The organism is Psychrobacter sp. Arc29 (assembly GCF_041431175.1).
Lineage (GTDB): Bacteria > Pseudomonadota > Gammaproteobacteria > Pseudomonadales > Moraxellaceae > Psychrobacter.
Window position 1 is genome coordinate 27,091 of record NZ_JASMRR010000001.1, and the last position, 20,031, is coordinate 47,121.

The window sequence follows — 20,031 nt, forward strand, 5'->3', positions numbered from 1 at the left end:
TACGGATTTGGGGTTAATATAAGGTAAGGTCTATATCATAATTCATAGTAAAAAAAACACATTTTTTTTACACAGAAAGTGACCGTTCAATACAGTTAAAAACTAGCTTTTAGGCACTGATATGCGTATAGTACGTAAATAATTTATGCCAGTTGTCACGTCATTGTTGACCACGTGTAATGAGCTATTAAATCAATTAAGTAAGCAGTCAGATATGATATTGATTTAATACGTTGATCTTACGTTGTTAGAAGATGCGTTGGGCGACCAGCCTTTATCCGCGCGCATACCGGAATCTCTACAGTTGGTCACGTCTGACATCGTCGTCAATAAGCTTGATAATTGGTTGTTACCAGCAAAATACCTAACATGTGACTCAATGACAGTTACTTAAACACAGTGACAATTACTTAAATAAAGTCACTTTTTAAATAAAGTCACTTTGTGTTTTCGTCTGCGTTATACCTGTCGCAACATGGCCTGAGTGGGTCAGTGCTTGCGCTGTGTCTAACACTCGATTGGGTGAGGAGCACGTATTATCATGTCTGCTTTTAATTGGTCAGCCATTGCTTTTATCTTAGCCGCCATTGGGCTAGTTGTCTTTATGCTGGTCGTACCGCGCTTACTTGGCGGTCGCTCTCAAGGCTCACAAAAGGAAGAAGTATTTGAAGCGGGTGTTGTCGGATCTGGCAACGCCCGTATTCGTTTGTCTGCCAAATTTTATTTGGTCGCAATCTTCTTTGTGATTTTTGATTTAGAGGCGCTATATCTCTACGCTTATGCTGTCTCGGTACGCGAGGCAGGCTGGCTTGGCTTTGCCGCCGCTGGCACGTTTATCACTATTCTGATTATCGGTTTGATTTACGAGCTGAGCTTGGGTGCGATGAACTGGGCACCTGCTGACAAGCTACGCAAAAAAGCACGCTTATATGCGGCGCCTGCAGGCTTTAATTTGGCAGACATCACCAAGTTTGATGGCGCTCATGAGCTAATGGTCGATCCGACAGGTAAAGTGCCAGCGCAGTCATCCGGTCAAATCAATGTCTCAAACAATATTGAGACCAATCGTCGTCATCTACAAAACATCGATCATATTAATACCACAGGTAACGTTACTTCTGTGGATTTTGCGACGTCTGCTCAGCAGGACAAAACTGAACGTTAATAGCAGTTGATGCTCAGCTTGTAGCGTTTGTAAAAACGAGCAGCAAAGCATGAAGGCGTCAGTTCTGTTTGTATTAATGATCGCTGATGATTAGCCACTTATTAATAATAAAATTATGGCGACAGCGCGAGCAAGATGATTGCCACGCCAAGCCTAATATGAAGGTTGTATGTTATGAAATACACATTAACAAAAGCCAACCCCGATGCAGATACCTATCCTGCACAGACCAGTCAAACGGTCAATGATCCTATCGAAGATGAAGTGAATAAAAACGTCTTTATGGGTCGTCTCGAAGACCTCGTTCATTCAACAGCAAACTGGGGGCGTAAGAACTCACTTTGGCCATTTAACTTTGGTACCTCTTGCTGTTATGTTGAATACGCTACTACCTTAACCGCCGTCCATGATTTGTCACGTTTTGGGGCAGAGGTTATTCGTGCCTCGCCTCGTCAGGCGGATGTCATGATCGTCGCTGGTACTTGTTTTGTCAAAATGGCCCCTGTCATACAGCGCCTATATGAGCAAATGCTTGAGCCAAAATGGGTTATCTCTATGGGTGCCTGTGCCAACTCGGGCGGCATGTATGATATTTATTCTGTCGTACAAGGCGTCGATAAGATTATCCCTGTTGATGTGTATGTGCCAGGTTGTCCGCCGCGTCCAGAAGCGCTTATTCAGGGTTTGATGTTGTTACAAGAATCTATTACTAAAGAGCGTCGTCCGCTGGGTATCCATGTCAATGAGCAGGGTATCTATCAGCCGCAAATGACGCCTGAGCGTGACCGCAAGCAGGCAGATCGTATCGCTGTCAAAAACTTGCGCAGCCCAGACAGTATTTAAGTTTCAAACAGCATTTAGACTTGTAGCAACAGTTTCAATATTTTATGCGCTTATCATAGTTCGGTTATGATTAACATAGCTCAGTTATGGTTGACATAGTTCGGTTATGACTAACATAGTTCAGTTATGATTAATGAAGGAATACATCATTCATGGTCACGGTAGTCGAAAACATAGATCCTAAGATCAAGCCCGTCCCAGCAGTTATCACAGAGCTGGAGCAAAAGTATGCTGGTAAATTTGTCGTGCAGCAGACTGTGGATGAGATTCCAACGGTTTGGGTGGCGCGTGCTGATTTATTAGATATTCTCTTATTCTTGCGCAAACTGCCTAAACCGTATGTCATGCTATTTGACTTGTCAGCGATAGATGAGCGTTTACGCCAGCATCGCGCGGGTTTGCCTGACAGTGACTTTACGGTGTTTTATCACTTGATGTCGCTTGAGCGCAATAGTGATGTACGTATTAAGGTCGCGCTGAGCGAAGACGATGTCAATGTACCGAGCGCCACCAATATTTGGCCAAACGCCAACTGGTATGAGCGTGAAGTGTGGGACATGTTCGGTATTGTCTTTACAGGTCATCCGCATTTGACCCGTATCTTATTGCCAAAATATTGGGAAGGTCATCCACTGCGTAAAGAGTATCATGCGCGCGCGACGGAATTTACTCCGTACTTTTTGAATACCGCCAAGCAACAATACGAGCAAGAAAACTTGCGTTTTGTCCCAGAAGAGTGGGGCATGAAGCGTTCAGGTCGTGACGAAGACTTTATGTTCTTGAACATCGGTCCTAACCATCCCTCTGCTCACGGTGCCTTCCGTTTGGTACTACAGCTAGATGGTGAAGAAGTCGTCGATTGTATTCCAGATATTGGCTACCACCACCGCGGCGCAGAAAAGATGGCGGAGCGTCAAACGTGGCACTCATTTATTCCTTATACCGACCGTATTGATTATCTTGGCGGTGTAATGAATGAGCTGCCATATATCATGTCAGTCGAAAAGCTGGCAGGCATTACCGTGCCGCCGCGTGCGGAAACCATCCGTGTGATGATGAGTGAGTTTTTCCGTATCACCAATAACTTACTATTCGTCGGTACGTTCATTCAGGATGCGGGCGGTATGACCCCTGTATTCTATATGTTTACCGATCGCCAAAAAGCCTATGACGTGATCGAAGCCGTGACTGGCTATCGTATGCATCCAGCTTGGTTCCGTATCGGCGGTACAGCTGCTGATCTGCCACGTGGTTGGCAGCGTCTGGTTCGTGAGTTCTTAGATTGGATGCCAAAACGCTTGGACGAGTATGTCAAAGCAGCATTGCAAAACAGCGTGCTCAAAGGCCGTACTCAAGGGGTTGCTCAGTACAATGCCAAGCAAGCACTTGCTTGGGGCGTGACTGGCGCTGGTCTGCGCGCGACAGGCGTTGATTTCGACCTACGTAAAGCACGTCCATACATGGGCTATGAGAATTACGACTTTGAAGTGCCAGTTGGCTACAACGGTGATGCTTATGATCGCTGTATGGTCAAAGTCGAAGAGATGCGTCAGTCATTGCGTATCATTCGCCAGTGCATGGACAATATGCCACAAGGCCCTTATAAAGCGGATCATCCACTGGCTGTACCACCGCCAAAAGACCGTACATTAAATGATATCGAAACGCTGATTAATCACTTTATCTCGGTATCTTGGGGTCCTGTGATGCCAGCAGGCGAATGTACGACGATCGTCGAGGCGACTAAAGGTCTGAATAGTTATTACATCACCTCAGACAAGGCCACGATGAGCTATCGTACCCGTATCCGCACACCGACATTTGCACATTTACAGCAGATGCCATCGGTCATCAATGGCTCGCTGGTTTCTGATGCCATTATGTACCTAGCATCGATTGATATTGTGATGGCGGATTGTGATCGTTAGAGCCGCTGCTTCAAAAGTATTTGTTCATCAATATATTATTGCCTGATGGCACACCAAAATGCTGTCATTCGCCAATATAACCACAGTTTTAATCAGACTGATATTGGCTTGTGATAGAGCAGGATGAGTGAGGAAAGACAGAAGATTATGAAAATTGTTTCCGACAAAATGCCAAAAGTACATGTGGAAAGCATTCTTACTAGTGATGAAATTGCTGCCATTCATGAGTTTATGCACCATTACCCACAGGCGCGTGCTGCCTCATTAGATGCGCTAAAAATTGTGCAAAAGCGCAACGGTTGGGTCGATGATGCGCAAGCAAACGCCATTGCCAACATCTTAGACATCCCGATGTCAGACATGGATGGGGTTGCGACTTTCTTTAACCGTATTTATCGCCAACCTGTCGGTCGCCATGTGATTCTCATATGTGACTCCGTGGCTTGTTATTTGACAGGTTATGAAGCGCTGTCAGCTGAAATCAGATCACAGCTGGGTATTGAGTATGGTCAAACCACTGCTGATGGACGTTTTACCCTATTGCCAATTTGCTGCTTGGGCAACTGTGATAAAGGGCCAGCGGTACTGATTGATGAAGACACTTACGGCCCTGTCCAGCCATCTGAGGTCGCGCAATTATTGGAGCTATACGCATGAGTTTAACGATTTCAGAGCAAATTGCTCGTCGCGGTCAAGGCCAAGCGCCAAGCCAGCTAAATGCACAGCGTGTTCCAATCTATGGTGATAAAGCGACAGCCACTAGCGAAACCAAGCCTTTGACTTGGCGTTTAGCGCATCATGATGCCGTGCTTGATTTAGCCACTTATGAGTCTCTAAAAGGCTTTACGGGTCTAAAAGAAGCGCTATCCAAATCGCCTAAAGACGTCGGCAATATGATTAAAGCGGCTAATGTTCGAGGTCGCGGTGGTGCAGGTTTTAACGCTGGTCTTAAATGGTCATTTATGTCGCCGCCGGATGGTTTGCCGCGTTATCTCATCTGTAATGCTGATGAAATGGAGCCGGGCACGTTTAAAGACCGTTTGCTCATGGAGCGTCTACCGTTTCAGCTGATCGAAGGTATGCTAATTACCGCTCATGCGATTGGCGCCACCGACGGTTATATCTTTATCCGCGGTGAGTATATCTTGGCCGCTGAGCGTTTAGTCGCTGCTATCGAAGAGTGCTTGGCCAATAATCTCATGGGCGACAATATTTTAGGCTCAGATTTTAGTTTTAATCTGCATGTGCATACGGGCGCTGGACGTTATATCTGCGGTGAAGAAACAGCGTTAATTAACTGTCTAGAAGGCCGCCGTGCTAACCCACGTACCAAGCCGCCGTTTCCACAAATCTCTGGTGCATGGGGTCGTCCAACCGTTGTTAACAACGTTGAGACCCTGTGTAATATGCCATCGATTTTGAATCATGGCGTTGAGTGGTATCAGTCGTTATCTGAAATCAAAGGCAAAAGCAAAACGCCGGGCACCAAACTATTTGGCTGCTCAGGATTGGTCAATGATCCAGGCCTTTGGGAATTACCGTTTGGTTATACGGCACGCGAAATCATTGAAGATTTAGCGGGTGGTATGAAAGATGGTAGAACACTGAAAGCTTGGCTACCGGGCGGCGCCTCGACTGACTTTTTGACCGCAGAACATTTGGATGTGGTGGTGGATTTTGACACCATTCAAAACGCTGGTAGCCGTATGGGTACTGGTCTAATTATGGTCGTCGATGAATCACAAGACATGGTGCCATTACTGCGCAACCTTGAGATTTTCTTTCAGCGTGAGTCGTGCGGTTGGTGTACACCATGCCGTGATGGTCTGCCATGGGGCGTTAAACTGCTTACCGCCATCAATGATGGTGAAGGGCAAGTGGGCGATGTAGAAAAACTAGAAGGTCTGACGCGTGACTTATGGATTGGTAAAACATTCTGTGCGCATGCCCCAGGGGCGATGGAACCACTAATGAGTGCGATTAAATATTTCCGTCCAGAGTTTGATCAAAAAATCGCGCAGGCGGTTGGTGTCGATGTTATTGATGCTGCAGCCAACCAACAGCCAGTAGTGAAATAAGGAGAGCGGCATGGCAGTCATACATATTGATGGAACCACTGTCGAAGTAGATAGCGCAGATAACTTGCTACAAGCCTGCTTATCCCTCGGCATTGATGTGCCGTATTTTTGTTATCATCCAGCCCTTGGCTCAGTAGGCTCGTGCCGTCAGTGCGCGGTCAAGCAATTTCAGAATAAAGACGACATGGAAGCGGGCAAAGGTCGCCTTGTGATGTCTTGTATGGTCGCTCCTGGCGATGATATGTACATCTCTGTGACTGACGATGAAGCCAAAGCATTCCGCAAGTCGATGGTTGAGCTACTCATGACCAACCATCCACATGACTGTCCAACTTGTGAAGAAGGTGGTCATTGTCATTTGCAGGACATGACGTATATGTCAGGTCATAGCCGTCGTCGCTATCGCTTTACCAAACGCACGCATCACAACCAAGAGCTTGGCCCATTCATCGCGCATGAGATGAACCGCTGCATCGCTTGCTATCGCTGTGTACGTTTTTATAAAGACTACGCGGGCGGCGAAGATTTAGGCGTTTATGGCTCAAACAACCGCGTTTACTTTGGCCGTGATAAAGATGGGCAGTTTGAAAGCGAATTTTCAGGTAATTTGACTGAAGTCTGCCCAACCGGTGTGTTTACTGATAAAACCCACTCTGAGCGCTACAACCGTAAATGGGATATGCAGTATGCGCCAAGCATCTGTCATGGTTGCTCAGCTGGTTGTAATATCTCACCAGGCGAGCGTTATGGTGAATTGCGCCGTATCGAAAACCGCTATAACGGTGAAGTAAACCGTTATTTCTTATGTGACCGTGGCCGTTTTGGTTATGGCTATGTCAATCGTGAGGATCGTCCAACCCAAGCGCTTGAACGTATCAATGACAAGCATGTCAAAATCAATATTGACTATGCACTTGATGAAACCATCAAACGTATCAAAGATAAAAAAGTCATCGGAATTGGCTCACCGCGTGCCAGTTTAGAGACTAACTTTGCGCTAAAAAATCTGGTCGGTTTTGATAACTTTTCAACAGGTCTGAATCATCAGCAGCAAGCACTGGTCAATAAATGCATCGAAGTGCTTAGCACTGAAGGCATTTATAACCCTAGCATGACCGATATCGAAACGCATGATGCAGTGCTCGTATTAGGTGAAGACATCACGCAAACTTCATCACGTGTTGCGCTGTCAGTACGTCAAGCCGCAAAAAATGAAGGCTTGAAAATGGCGGCGGCGCTGCAAACGCAGCCGTGGCTTGCTGAACCTGTTAAGCGTATCGCTCAAGATGCGCTAAGCCCAGTCTATGTCATTGATGTGACGCAAACTAAGCTAGAAGATATCAGTAAAGTGAGCGTAGTTGCGACCCCTGAAGACATCACTAAACTTGGCTTCAAGGTTGCTGATGAAATTGCTAATTTCGCTGATGATTTAGCAGACATAGCAGATCCACAAGCAGCTGATGCAAGTGCTGAAACTGATGATATGCAAGCGTTGGCGCAGCAAATCGCTTATGACTTGATTCAAGCCGATAAGCCGTTAGTTGTCTCGGGTAGTAGCTTGTCTTCTACCGCATTGATAGAAGCAGCGGCACAGATTACCCAAGCGTTGACCCAAAAACGCGCGACAATCAAAGCGACTGAGCAAAAGCAGGTCGAGGCACATAACGCCAAAGTACAGGCAGCCCAAGCAAAAGCAGCTAATGACCAGCCTGAAGAAGACCAAGATTTATCTGCTAAGCCAAACAAACCTGAAACGGGTGTAAATACAGAAGCTCAGGATGATGTCGAACGTGAGCCTGCTGAAAACCTTGAGTTAAAAGAAGTAAATAACAAGTATCAGGCACAAGCAAGTATCTATCTAACGGTTCCTGATGCCAATAGCATGGGCGTTTGTATGCTTGGCGGTCAGTCAGTTGAAGAGCTGTTAGCCAGTGATTACGATGTGGTTGTGGTTGCAGAAAACCAGCTAACAGATGCGATTGATGCCAATAAATTGACGCAACTATTGACTGATAAAACGGTCATTGCATTAGATCATCAGCTCCTTGATTGGCATAAAGACGTCGATATCGTATTGCCAGCGGCAAGCTTTGCAGAAGCGGATGGTACATTGATATCAGCTGAAGGTCGTGCGCAGCGCTTCTTCCAAGTTTACGATAACGAATACTACCATCCAATGAGCAGTATCAAAGAAGGCTGGCGTTGGATACATGCTGTGCATAGCAGCATTGAAGGTCGTGATGTCGACTGGACGCAATTAGATGATGTCATCAATGCATTGATCGCCACCCATCCTAAACTTGCAGGTATCAAAGGTGCTGCGCCTGATGCTGATTACCGTATAACAGGTCTGAAAATTGCTCGTCAGCCACGTCGTTATTCAGGTCGTACTGCTATGCGGGCGCCAATATCCGTGCACGAGCCAATGCAGCCAAAAGATTTAGACACTGGTTTGACTTTCTCAATGGAAGGTTATAGCGGTAAAGAAACGCCAAGCTCGATGATTCCTTTTGCCAATGCAGCAGGTTGGAACTCACCGCAAGCGTGGAACAAGTACCAAGACAAAGTCGGCGGTCATCTGAAAAATGGTGATCCAGGTGTGCGTTTGTTCGATCAGCTAGAGCGCCTAGCCACTCGTCAATATGTGGCGCCAGAAGCGATGTCTTCGAATACAACTGACTTGCAGCAAGGTCAAGCGAAACTGGTGCCGATTCATAATATCTATGCCAGCTCAATGATGGCATCACGTAGCCCAATCGTCGCAGAGCAACTACCCGTTGCTGCATGGCGTATCGGTATAGATGATGCCAAAGACTGGAATATCGCTGCTGGTGATTACCTAGCGATTGAAATTGACAAGCAACAAATCACCTTGCCAGTACAGCTGGTCGGTTATTTAGCAGAAGGCTGTATCGGTTACCCAGTTGGGCAGGTGAGTATCATTCACCCATCAATGCCAGCGTCGGTATGTAAAGTAGATGCACCAGTAACGATGATGGGTAGCATGGCTAACGATATGATGAACAATAACGATACAGCGCAAATAAACGCAGCGTCGACTACCACACAGGAGGTGTAATATGCAAGTTACCCGTATTATCCCTGATGTGCCAAGCTTTTTGGCCAATAGCATGAGCTTTGATACTTGGTCTATTCTGTTTTTAGTGGGTCAATCGCTAGTCATCTTTTTAGTCGTGGTATTGGTTGCCGCGATGATGATTATCTATGAGCGCCGTATGTTGGCCTTATGGCAAGATCGTTATGGTCCAAACCGTGTCGGGCCTTTTGGTTCATTGCAGTTAGTCGCCGATATGCTCAAAATCTTCTTTAAAGAAGATTGGACACCAAACTTTACCGATAAGTTTATGTTCACGTTGGCACCTGCGGTCGCGATGTTTACTGCCTTAGCTTCATTTGCCATCATTCCTATCTCGCCAACGCTTGGCGTGGTTGATTGGGATATTGGTATTCTGTTTTTCTTTGCCATGGCTGGTATTGCTGTCTATGCGGTGATGTTCGGTGGTTGGGCGTCTGCTAATAAGTTCTCGTTATTGGGCGGCCTACGTTCAGCGGCACAGACGATCAGTTACGAAGTGTTTTTGGGTTTATCGCTGATGGGTGTGGTTGCATTAACAGGCTCATTTAACTTACGTGCTATTGTCGAAGCCCAAGCGGACGGCTGGTATATCATTCCGCAGTTTTTTGGGTTTTTAACCTTTGTGGTCGCTGGCGTGGCCGTTACCCATAGGCATCCATTTGACCAACCAGAAGCAGAGCAAGAACTGGCTGAAGGTTATCATGTCGAATATTCTGGCATGAAGTTCGGTATGTTCTTCATTGGTGAGTATGTCAACGTTGTCTTGATTTCTGCCTTGATGACTTGCTTGTTCTTTGGTGGTTGGCTTGCGCCCTTCAATTTAGATATTCCATTTATTCCACCAGCTTTTTGGTTCATGATTAAAACGCTGTTCTTTATGACCATGTTTATTTTGGCTCGAGGCTCACTCATGCGTCCGCGTTATGATCAAGTGATGAATTTTGGCTGGAAAGTATGTCTGCCAGTAACGCTGATTAATCTATTAATCACTGCTGCGGTCATTTTGATCTTTTCCCCAACGTTATAGTCATTACTAGTAGCCGTCATTAGCCATCATTGATGAACTAGGGTAAAGCTGATAAGGATAATAATCCCATGTTTACTACCATAAAAAAGACCGTCATTGGTATATTTACCATTGTCCGCAGCATGTGGATGGTCAACAGTCATGCGCTCAGACCGCGTGACACCATTCTTTATCCTGAAGAGCCGGTACCGGTACCGCCGCGTTTTCGCGGACGAATTGTGCTCACGCGTGATCCTGATGGAGACGAGCGCTGTGTGGCTTGTAACTTGTGTGCGGTGGCCTGTCCGGTCGGGTGTATCTCATTACAAAAAGCCGAGCGCGACGATGGACGCTGGTATCCAGAGTTTTTTCGGATTAACTTTTCGCGCTGCATATTTTGCGGATTGTGTGAAGAAGCCTGTCCAACGACAGCGATTCAAATGACCCCAGATTTTGAGCTGGGTGAATATAAGCGCCAAGACTTGGTCTACGAAAAAGAGCATTTGCTTATTTCAGGACCAGGTAAATACCCTGATTATAACTATTATCGTGTGACAGGTATGGCGGTAGCAGATAAACCAAAAGGCGCAGCACAAAATGAGTCTGCACCGATTGATCTAAGGAGCTTGCTACCATGATGAATATTTTGAACCATCCTGAACTAGCTGGGTTTTATTCGCTTGCAGCAGTGGCAATATTTGCCAGTCTGCGCGTCGTGACTCAGGCCAATCCAGTGCATGCTATCTTATCGATGATTGTATCGTTACTGGCAATCGCTGGGATATTTTTTGTATTAGGTGCGCCATTTGCGGGTGCGTTAGAGATTGTCGTTTATGCTGGTGCCATTATGGTGCTATTCGTCTTTGTCATTATGATGCTTAATTTGGGCATGAGTAATGACGAGCGCGAAGAGCGTTGGCTCGATGCAGGCACTTGGGCGATACCGACAGGATTGACGATAATCATTGCCGTTGTGCTATACGCGATGATTGGTCTTAATCACGACGAAGCGGTTATGATGGGTGGCACGACTATCTCTGCCAAAGCAGTAGGTACGGTGCTATTTACTAAATATATCATGCTGGTTGAAATTGCAGCTTTGTTATTACTCGCAGCCTTGGTTGCTGCTTACCATTTGGGCAAAGAGTCAATCGATGAAGAGATCGTCGGTCATGCAAGCCAAGACTTTCAGCCAAGCGTGGGTAGTATTGAGCAATACGAAAATGACAGTATTTACAAAAACAACGACTATACAGATAGTGACGCCGTAAAAATGGCTAAGCCCTACGAATATAAAGATGTTGACCCGCATGACTATGTTGGTATGAAGGTAGGCATGAAAACAGGTGCGAACAAAGTGACGCGCAAGGAGTCAGACTAATGGTACTAGCAGCAAGCGTGGCACAAGATGTGTCAAACGTGCCGTTTGCCCACGAGGTGGCAGGCTTAGTACAGCCAGTTGCTGAGGCGCAAAATGTACTGGGTATGATACCCATGAGCCATGGACTGATTTTGGCAGGGATTTTATTTGCCATCGGTCTATGCGGCGTCATGGTACGACGTAACTTCTTATTTATGCTCATGAGCCTTGAGATCATGATGAATGCGGCAGCATTGGCATTTGTCGTGGCAGGTAGTCGCTGGGTCGATCCAGACGGGCAAATTATGTTTATCTTTATTTTGACCTTAGCCGCGGCTGAAGCGTCAATTGGTCTGGCAATATTATTGCGTTTTTATCATCAGCGTGGGCATCTAGATGTCGATAGCGCCAATGAGATGAAAGGATGATGTCATGAGTTTATTACCATTAACCTTTATATTCCCGCTCATTGGCTTTTTGATTTTAGCCTTTATGCGTGACAAATTATCAGAGGCGGTCGCAGCGATTGTTGGTGTGGGTAGCATGCTGCTATCAGCTCTATGTACGCTAGTGGTTAGTTATACCTTTTTGACCACCAATCCAGCTGGAACGGTAATTGAAGTTCCGCTATGGACATGGTTCCAAGTTGGCGACTTTGCGCCGCATTTTGGCTTGAGCTTTGACGGCTTAGCATTGACTATGACAGGCGTCATCACTGGGATTGGCTTTTTGATTCATCTGTTTGCCTCTTGGTATATGAAAGGCGACACTGGCTTTGCCCGTTTCTTTAGCTATATGAACTTGTTCGTGGCCAGTATGTTATTACTGGTGCTAGCAGATGATTTGTTCTTGCTATATCTTGGCTGGGAAGGCGTAGGTATCTGTTCGTACTTACTGATTGGTTATTATTACCATGATAGAGCCAACGGCCGTGCCGCTATGAAAGCTTTTACTGTCACGCGTGTCGGCGATGTGTTCCTAGCCTTTGGTTTGTTCTTATTATTCCGCGAATTCGGCACGCTTAATATCCAAGAGATTATTACGCGCGCGCCAGAAGTGTTTGATGTCAATAACCCAACGATGATGCTAACCACTATGATGTTGGTCGGTGGCGCGATGGGTAAATCAGCGCAACTGCCATTACACACATGGCTTGCGGATGCGATGGCAGGCCCGACACCAGTATCGGCATTGATTCACGCGGCAACGATGGTCACGGCAGGGGTTTATTTGATCGCCCGTCTACATCCATTGTTTGAGCTGACCCCAGGTATCTTATTGTATTGGGTTGGCGGCGTCGGGGCATTGACGTTGGTCGTTGCTGGATTCTGTGCGCTCGCGCAAACAGACATTAAACGTATCCTTGCGTACTCAACCATGAGTCAGATTGGCTATATGTTCTTAGCACTTGGCGTGGGTGCATGGCAAGGGGCAATCTTCCATCTAATGACCCATGCTTTCTTTAAAGCATTGCTGTTCTTATCATCAGGTGCGGTCATTCTTGCGGTACACCATGAGCAAGACATCTTTAAGATGGGCGGTCTGCGCAAAAAGATACCATTGGTATTTTGGTGTTATATCATCGGTGGTGGTGCGCTCGCTGCGATACCTTGGGTTACCGTTGGTTTTTATTCTAAAGAAGCCATTCTTTGGGAAACTTATGCAACAGGTCACTTAGTACTATTCTATATGGGTGTATTCGGCGCATTCTTAACGGCAATTTATACATTCCGTATGATTTGGATTATATTCTTCGGTGAAGAAAAAACCCATGCGCATAAGCTATCAGGGGTGTCTTATTGGTTACCTTTGACTGTATTGCTAGTGTTATCTACCGCCGTTGGTGCTTGGATCACGCCACCATTAGACGGTGTATTGCCAGAGAGCGTTGGCCATCTATTAGAAGTTGCTGGTCAAGATCATGCCAAGCACACCGCAGAGTATATCGCGATGGGTGCAATGGCAGCAGGTTTGATAATAGCTGCACTACTATATGTGGTTAATAAAGGACGTATGCTCACGAGCTTTAAGCGCTCACGTATCGGCGGGGCGCTATATCACTGGTGCTATCATGGCCTAGGTTTTGATGCGCTATACGATATAATTTTTGTAAAACCCTTTTTGTTCATCGGCCGCTTATTAAAAGCCGACCCTATCGATAAAACGTGGTATATCTTGCCTAAGCTGGCCTCAGCAGGTAATAAAGTATTGTCTGCGACGCAAACAGGGTCACTTCGAGGTTATGCCACAAGCTTTGGCTTGGGTATGGCTGTATTGCTGGTGCTGGTAATGATGACGGTGGTGTAAAGATGATTGAGTTACAACAAACGTGGATGCTACCAGCATTAATCGCAATTCCTTTTATTGCAGGATTGCTATGCTGGTTGGTGGAGCGATTTAATAAACGTCTGCCGCGCTGGATTGCCTTGATCGGTATGATGTTGACCTTTGCTTTGTCATTGGTGCTTTGGCAGCAGGGTGATTTTAGCGGTATGAGTAAGCAGGTTATCGCGCCAGATGCTGCCGTGCCTTGGGTCGCAGAATTTAGTGTGCCGTGGATACCGAGCTTTGGTATTAGCTTTCACTTGGCGCTAGATGGTTTGTCACTGATGATGGTAGCCTTAACAGGCTTGCTTGGTGTGGCAGCTGTTGCCTGTTCGTGGAATGAGATTCAGCGCCGCGTTGGTTTCTTCCACCTAAACTTGCTATGGAGTTTGGGCGGCGTCATCGGGGTTTTCTTAGCGATTGACCTATTCTTATTCTTCTTCTTTTGGGAGATGATGCTGGTTCCTATCTACTTCTTGATCGCCATTTGGGGTCATGATGTGGTTGGCAAAACCAAAGAATACGCCGCAACCAAGTTCTTTATTTATACTCAAGCATCTGGGCTTATCATGCTCATCGGTATTTTGGTATTGGTCATTATCAGCTACGCCCAAACAGGGGTAGTGAGCTTTAACTATAATGACTTGCTCGGTACGTCACTTGGCGGCTGGGAATATCCCATCATGCTGTGCTTCTTTATTGGTTTTGCGGTGAAATTGCCAATCATTCCTTTCCACGGTTGGTTGCCAGATGCGCATGCGCAGGCACCAACGGCAGGTTCGGTGGATTTGGCAGGGGTACTCATTAAGACGGCTGCATATGGCTTGATTCGTTTTGTCTTACCATTATTTCCAGTAGCGTCACAAGAGTTTGCGCCGATAGCGATAACCTTAGGTACGATTGGTATCTTCTATGGTGCTTGGCTTGCGTTTATGCAGACTGATATGAAGCGTTTGCTCGCGTATACCAGTATCTCGCACATGGGTTTTGTGGTACTAGCAATTTATGCTGGAACATTGCTCAGCTTACAAGGTCTGATGATCCAGATGCTTGCTCATGGCTTGAGCTCAGCCGCACTATTCATCATGGCAGGACAGCTATATGAGCGTCTGCATACACGCGATCTGACCTTGATGGGTGGTATGTGGGGACAGTTCCGTTACTACGCACCGATATTGATGTTCTTCTGTGCAGCGTTGCTTGGTATTCCAGGGACAGGTAACTTCATTGGCGAGTTCATGATTCTATTCGGCTCATTTGCTCAATATCCTGTGTTTGTGGTATTTGCGACATTCAGCTTAGTACTAGCAGGCTTATACTCGCTCATTTTGATTCATCGCGCGTTATTTGGTGAAAATAATATTGCCGCATTAGCAGAGCGAGAGACTAAGTCACATGGCTTGCCTGCACGCAAATTAAAAGATTTGGGCAAGCGCGAGCTGTCATTACTACTGATGTTAGCGGCTGGTTTGGTATGGCTCGGATTATATCCACAGCCGTTCCTTGATACCTCAAGTCACGCGATGCAGTGGATCAATAACGCATATATATACAGTCAAGTGACACAGGTAGATGCGTCGCAACTGCTTGATGTAATGGAGGCACGTTAAGTCATGAATGAGATTACAATGAATGATTTGATAGGGCTTGTGCCTTACGCGCCGATTATCGCCGTAGTGATTACGGTACTCGTGGTGATGATTGCCATCACTATCAAGCGCTCGCATATGGTCACTGGTACAATTACCGTGGTCGGTTTGAATATTGCGCTGGTTACGTTACTTGGGCAAATGACAGGCTTTATCGAAAGCGGCGCTATCGCGCCAAATGCTGAGCAGTTATTTGTGATTGATAACTTTGCTCAGTTCAATATGGTGGTGATCCTGATCTGCGCATTGGCTTGTTGTACGCTATCGTATGCGTATTTGGCCAACCTCAAAGACAATAAAGAAGAGCTGTACTTGCTCATGCTGCTATCGACCATTGGTGCACTACTGATGGTAAGCGCGCAGCACATGGCGTCGTTCTTTATGAGTCTAGAGATGTTGTCAGTGCCCTTATATGGCTTGCTCGCTTACACTTATATGCGTAACCGCTCGCTTGAGTCGGGGCTGAAGTATCTAGTGTTGTCGGCGACCGCGTCAGCGACTTTACTCATGGGTATGGCCTTTATTTATGCAGAAGTAGGCTCACTAGCATTTAAGCCAATCAGTATGGTGCTAGGCAATTTGTTTGAATCGCCACTACTGATATTGGGTGCGGCGATGATGATGTTTGGTATTGCCTTTAAGCTCTCGGCTGCTCCCTTTCATATGTGGACGCCAGATGTTTATGAAGGCGCGCCTGTTCCTATTGCGACCTTTTTGGCATCGGTATCAAAAGTTGCCATGATGGCGCTGGCGGTTCGATTCTTAATCGATACCTCTTTATTGGCATTGCCATCGGTGCAGATGTTATTGATGGTGATGGCAACCTTGTCTATCTTGGTAGGTAACTTGTTGGCTGTGCGTCAGACCAGCCTCAAACGTCTATTGGGTTATTCATCCATTGCCCATATGGGTTATGTGATGATCGTTATCGTCAGTATTGGCGCTGCTGCTGATAGCATCTCTAGTATGTATATGGCGGTGTATGCCTTTACGTCTATCGGTGCTTTTGGTGTGGTGACATTGATGTCGAGTCCATATCGCCTATCTGGTGAGGCTGATGAGCTGACACATTATCAAGGGCTATTCTGGCGTCGTCCAGTATTGACCGCGGTGATGACTATCATGATGTTGTCACTGGCTGGTATTCCATTGACCGCTGGCTTTATCACCAAGCTATTTGCGATATTGGCTGCTGTACAAGGTACCAACTGGTTCTTAGCGGCGATGATTATCCTAGGTAGTGCAATTGGTCTATTCTACTACTTGCGCGTGTTACTCACACTGTTCAAACGTCCTAAGCAATTCATCGAGTTTGACGTGTCTGGACAATGGGGTATTCGTACCGGTGGTATTATGGTTATTGCGGTGACGGCCATTATCCTATTCTTTGGTATCTTGCCAAACAGTATGATCGAATGGGCGAGCTTGGCTCGTATTTGGTAAATTCAATGATTTATGCGATAAGATAAGTCATTTGTTGCTTATCTGTTGTTACGGTTAAAAAACCAAGATGCGCCCGCTTTATGATAAGCTTGGCGCATCTTTTTTTGCTTAATTTTTGTCTTCGGCAAACTTATCTTATAAAAATACTATTTAATAAAATATGAGTGATGAACAGTTATGAGTGACAATATTCAAACGGTAACGGTGCTCAGCAAAACCACATGGACGCCAAATTTATTTAGTTTTACCGTCAGCCGTCCCGATAGTTTTAAGTTTACTGCCGGACAGTTTGTCCGTTTGGGTGTCAATCCCAGCCAGTTGAAATATTACCAACAGGTTGAGGCAAGTGATGAAGCCTCTGATGAAGCATTGAATGAAGATATCTTTCGAGCCTATTCGATTGTGTCTTCGCCATTCGATGAGGTGCTAGAGTTTTTCTCTATTGTGATCCCTGATGGTGCTTTTACCTCACAGCTGCAACATCTACAAGTGGGCGATGAGTTACTGCTTAATACCATGCCATTTGGATTTTTAACGTTAGCGCGTTATCAAAAACCATTGCCAAAAGATTTGTGGCTGCTCGCGACAGGGACTGGCCTTGCACCATTTTTATCGATGCTACAAGATCTAAAGACATGGGAAGATTACGAGCATATTGTACTGGCCTATAGCGCACGCTCGACGGATGAGCTTGCTTACGTCGAGCAAATCGAACGCTTGCAAGAAGACTTTGGCACTTTGGTGGATAATCCAGCAAAGCTGATCTTCATTCCTATCGTCACCCGAGAGTCTGTCGACGGGGCATTGTCAGAACGTCTGCCGAAGCTGTTATTAGAAGGCACGTTGCAAGCGCGCGCGGGTATCGATTTAAATGTTGATACGACGCATGTCATGCTATGTGGTAACCCAGATATGGTGGATGACACCAAAGAAGCATTGAAGACATTGGGTCTGGTGATGAATCGCCGAGGTGAGGGTAATATCGCTGTTGAGAACTATTGGTAGAGGTAGCTGACGATTATTCTGTTTAACGAAAAACGCTGCACCTTAAAGGTTATTAGCCTTACAGATGCAGCGTTTTTTATGGAGACATAATTTATCTTGGATAGTTATTCTTGGCTTGGTTCGGTGGCATCGTCTATTGGATTGATGGGGCCTTGCATCAATTGCGGCTCATCATCGTCGCTAATGATATCTTCGTTATTGCTTGAGGCCAATAAGTCACGATAGTTAATCTGTGCCTTCAAAACCATTTGCTCTTCTTCAAGCTTTCCATAGTTGATCTGTACTTTATACAACGTACTCATGATCTTTTTATTGTTTTTTAGCCAGCGGTTAATGTCGAGGTAAATCACTTCGTCTTTTGGGCGAGCAATATTGACGTAGGAGAGAATAAAACCCAATGGGTCTTTTTTGAGGACGCTGTGATAAAACCAAATAGCCAGCTTGACACCTTGGCGCTTAACAAAAGACTCGCAGCGTAGATTTAATATATCGGTATACGTCTGCTGACCAAACACAAAACGTTGAACATTACGATCTAGCTGCACATGTACCAAACTAAAATTACTGGCCACTTCAGCATAAATACCGCCAGCATCAACCGTGCAGTATAAGCGAAACCAATCATCATGCATTTCAACGCGCAGCTCTAGTATGGCTTTTACATTATCCGTCACAAAGCTTTGTAGCGCCTCGTTGACGTATTTTTGTGCGACTGGTAGGGATATCTCATCTTCGAGTTTGTCTGTCGTTTTATGATAGATGTCTTTAACCGATTGAGCGATACGCTCCCAACCACTACCAAGTGACTCGTCAAAACGATAGCCGATGTTCTCAAAGAACTCGTCAAAACTGTCTGAATTATTCACGTTATCAAAGTCGCTCAAACTTATTATCCTTATAATTATAGGGCTTAGCACCAGCGTTTTAAAACAGTATATAACAAATACAGTGGCTTCAAAATGGACACATGCGTTTTATGACAATTCATTTGACACTATAAACACTATATTGGTTTTATAACATTTTCGATGACCTGTTTTTTTCTTAAATGGATGAAAGGTCGTAAACACCGAATGGCTGGGCCAAAATTTTGACATTGACGGTTAGGCTAGCGACACAATTCTATGTCATGTTATGATAGCGCCAACATATATCGTGCATATCACTACATGCTCATTCATAAATCATACGCCTGACCTATCAGCTGAGACCCATTGTGGCCTATATCAAAGACTCACAAAGCTACCATTTTTCGGCGCAGCCTCCCAAGCGTGATGTGAGCTTACCTGTAGCGATTGTCATTGCGGTCGCCATACACGTGTTGATTATTTTTGGCATCAGCTTTTCGATGGGTAAAGACCCTGCGGCCATGATGCAGGATGTGGCAAAGGCGCTCACCGATAATATGAAGCCAAACGAAGACGCGCATTTTATTGCCAACGCCTCACAAGAAGGCGGCGGTACCATAGAGGAGCGGCTGAGACAAGAGAATGACCAAATGAGTCCATTGTCTGCTGAGCAAATGAGCGAGACACAAGACGTCATCAATCTACAGCGCCAAGTTCGACAGCAGCGCTATCAAGAGAGCTATCTGCGCACCACGTTAAGCTGGCGTCAGGCAAGCGTAGAGTCGGATAATGATAGCAAACAAGCACAAGATGACATCATGGCGCAAGAAGAGCGTCTGCGTAAGCAAATCGCTACTTTAGAAGCGCAATTGTCTCAGCGTCAGCAAGTCTATGCAACCAAATCCAAAGTGGTCACCATGGATAGTAACTCGACCACACGCGGGGCAGCAGCCGACTATATCAATACCTTCCGTGAGCATGTCGAGCGTGTCGGCAATCTGCATTATCCTGTGCAAGCAAGGGCGCAAGGCATTACTGGTGAAGTGCGGCTCATGGTCATCATTAGTAATAATGGCAATATCAAAGCCATTCGTCTGCTAGAAAGCTCAAATTCGACGATATTGGATGAGGCCGCAAAACAGTCAGTACGGCAAGCATCACCTTTTGGACAATTCACCAAAGAGATGAATGATATTGTTGAGTTACGACTAATACGTACTTATCGCTATAGCGACAAAGTGGATGTTACTTACTAACGCCACAAAACTAAAACTACAAAACTAA

The 20,031-nt window shown here is 45.8% G+C and carries 16 protein-coding genes; 15 read left to right on the forward strand and 1 reads right to left on the reverse strand.

Annotation, left to right across the window (positions count from 1 at the left end; all coding sequences use genetic code 11):
* Positions 1–541 precede the first annotated feature (541 nt).
* The 14 genes from ndhC (at position 542) to QO189_RS00205 (ending at position 17,899) form a co-directional block, all read left to right on the forward strand.
* Positions 542–1,165: an NADH-quinone oxidoreductase subunit A gene (ndhC, locus tag QO189_RS00140; RefSeq protein WP_102091044.1), complete on the forward strand. Its 624-nt coding sequence runs from the start codon at positions 542–544 to the stop codon at positions 1,163–1,165.
* A gap of 174 nt (positions 1,166–1,339) precedes the next feature.
* Positions 1,340–2,008, forward strand: a complete 669-nt coding sequence (locus QO189_RS00145; protein WP_101206265.1) for an NADH-quinone oxidoreductase subunit B family protein — start codon at positions 1,340–1,342, stop codon at positions 2,006–2,008.
* Between the two features lie 152 nt (positions 2,009–2,160).
* On the forward strand, positions 2,161–3,936 hold the full coding sequence (gene nuoC / locus QO189_RS00150) for an NADH-quinone oxidoreductase subunit C/D (protein WP_371530929.1): 1,776 nt from the start codon (positions 2,161–2,163) through the stop codon (positions 3,934–3,936).
* Between the two features lie 147 nt (positions 3,937–4,083).
* Positions 4,084–4,593 carry an NADH-quinone oxidoreductase subunit NuoE gene (gene nuoE, locus QO189_RS00155; protein WP_371530931.1) on the forward strand — a complete coding sequence of 170 codons (510 nt, stop codon included), beginning with the start codon at positions 4,084–4,086 and terminating at the stop codon, positions 4,591–4,593.
* Positions 4,590–6,014: an NADH-quinone oxidoreductase subunit NuoF gene (gene nuoF / locus QO189_RS00160; protein ID WP_371530933.1), complete on the forward strand. Its 1,425-nt coding sequence runs from the start codon at positions 4,590–4,592 to the stop codon at positions 6,012–6,014. Before nuoE ends, nuoF begins: the two co-directional genes overlap by 4 nt.
* A 10-nt stretch (positions 6,015–6,024) precedes the next feature.
* Positions 6,025–9,093, forward strand: a complete 3,069-nt coding sequence (gene nuoG, locus QO189_RS00165) for an NADH-quinone oxidoreductase subunit NuoG (RefSeq protein WP_371530935.1) — start codon at positions 6,025–6,027, stop codon at positions 9,091–9,093.
* Positions 9,094–9,145: 52 nt separating this feature from the next.
* Positions 9,146–10,138 (forward strand): NADH-quinone oxidoreductase subunit NuoH, encoded by a 993-nt coding sequence (gene nuoH / locus QO189_RS00170; protein WP_371531443.1) that lies wholly within the window; start codon positions 9,146–9,148, stop codon positions 10,136–10,138.
* Positions 10,139–10,206: 68 nt separating this feature from the next.
* Positions 10,207–10,755 (forward strand): NADH-quinone oxidoreductase subunit NuoI, encoded by a 549-nt coding sequence (gene nuoI / locus QO189_RS00175; RefSeq protein WP_193012319.1) that lies wholly within the window; start codon positions 10,207–10,209, stop codon positions 10,753–10,755.
* A complete protein-coding gene (gene nuoJ / locus QO189_RS00180; protein ID WP_371530937.1) occupies positions 10,752–11,498 on the forward strand; it encodes an NADH-quinone oxidoreductase subunit J in 747 nt (248 codons plus the stop codon). Before nuoI ends, nuoJ begins: the two co-directional genes overlap by 4 nt.
* A gap of 98 nt (positions 11,499–11,596) precedes the next feature.
* Complete coding sequence (gene nuoK / locus QO189_RS00185) at positions 11,597–11,905, forward strand: NADH-quinone oxidoreductase subunit NuoK (RefSeq protein ID WP_025653102.1); 309 nt, start codon at positions 11,597–11,599, stop codon at positions 11,903–11,905.
* A gap of 4 nt (positions 11,906–11,909) precedes the next feature.
* Positions 11,910–13,784 carry an NADH-quinone oxidoreductase subunit L gene (gene nuoL / locus QO189_RS00190; protein WP_371530939.1) on the forward strand — a complete coding sequence of 625 codons (1,875 nt, stop codon included), beginning with the start codon at positions 11,910–11,912 and terminating at the stop codon, positions 13,782–13,784.
* A 2-nt stretch (positions 13,785–13,786) separates the two neighbouring features.
* The gene (gene nuoM / locus QO189_RS00195) at positions 13,787–15,412 is read left to right on the forward strand and encodes an NADH-quinone oxidoreductase subunit M (RefSeq protein ID WP_371530941.1); all 1,626 of its coding nucleotides are present in this window, start codon (positions 13,787–13,789) and stop codon (positions 15,410–15,412) included.
* Between the two features lie 3 nt (positions 15,413–15,415).
* Positions 15,416–16,894: an NADH-quinone oxidoreductase subunit NuoN gene (gene nuoN, locus QO189_RS00200; protein ID WP_371530943.1), complete on the forward strand. Its 1,479-nt coding sequence runs from the start codon at positions 15,416–15,418 to the stop codon at positions 16,892–16,894.
* Positions 16,895–17,071: 177 nt separating this feature from the next.
* Complete coding sequence (locus QO189_RS00205; protein ID WP_371530945.1) at positions 17,072–17,899, forward strand: ferredoxin--NADP reductase; 828 nt, start codon at positions 17,072–17,074, stop codon at positions 17,897–17,899.
* A gap of 104 nt (positions 17,900–18,003) precedes the next feature.
* Here QO189_RS00205 and QO189_RS00210 read toward each other — a convergent pair whose 3' ends face one another.
* Complete coding sequence (locus QO189_RS00210) at positions 18,004–18,783, reverse strand: hypothetical protein (protein ID WP_371530947.1); 780 nt, start codon at positions 18,781–18,783, stop codon at positions 18,004–18,006.
* Positions 18,784–19,115: 332 nt separating this feature from the next.
* Here QO189_RS00210 and QO189_RS00215 point away from each other — a divergent pair, with 332 nt between their 5' ends.
* Positions 19,116–20,003 (forward strand): energy transducer TonB, encoded by an 888-nt coding sequence (locus QO189_RS00215; RefSeq protein WP_371530949.1) that lies wholly within the window; start codon positions 19,116–19,118, stop codon positions 20,001–20,003.
* Positions 20,004–20,031 lie beyond the last annotated feature (28 nt).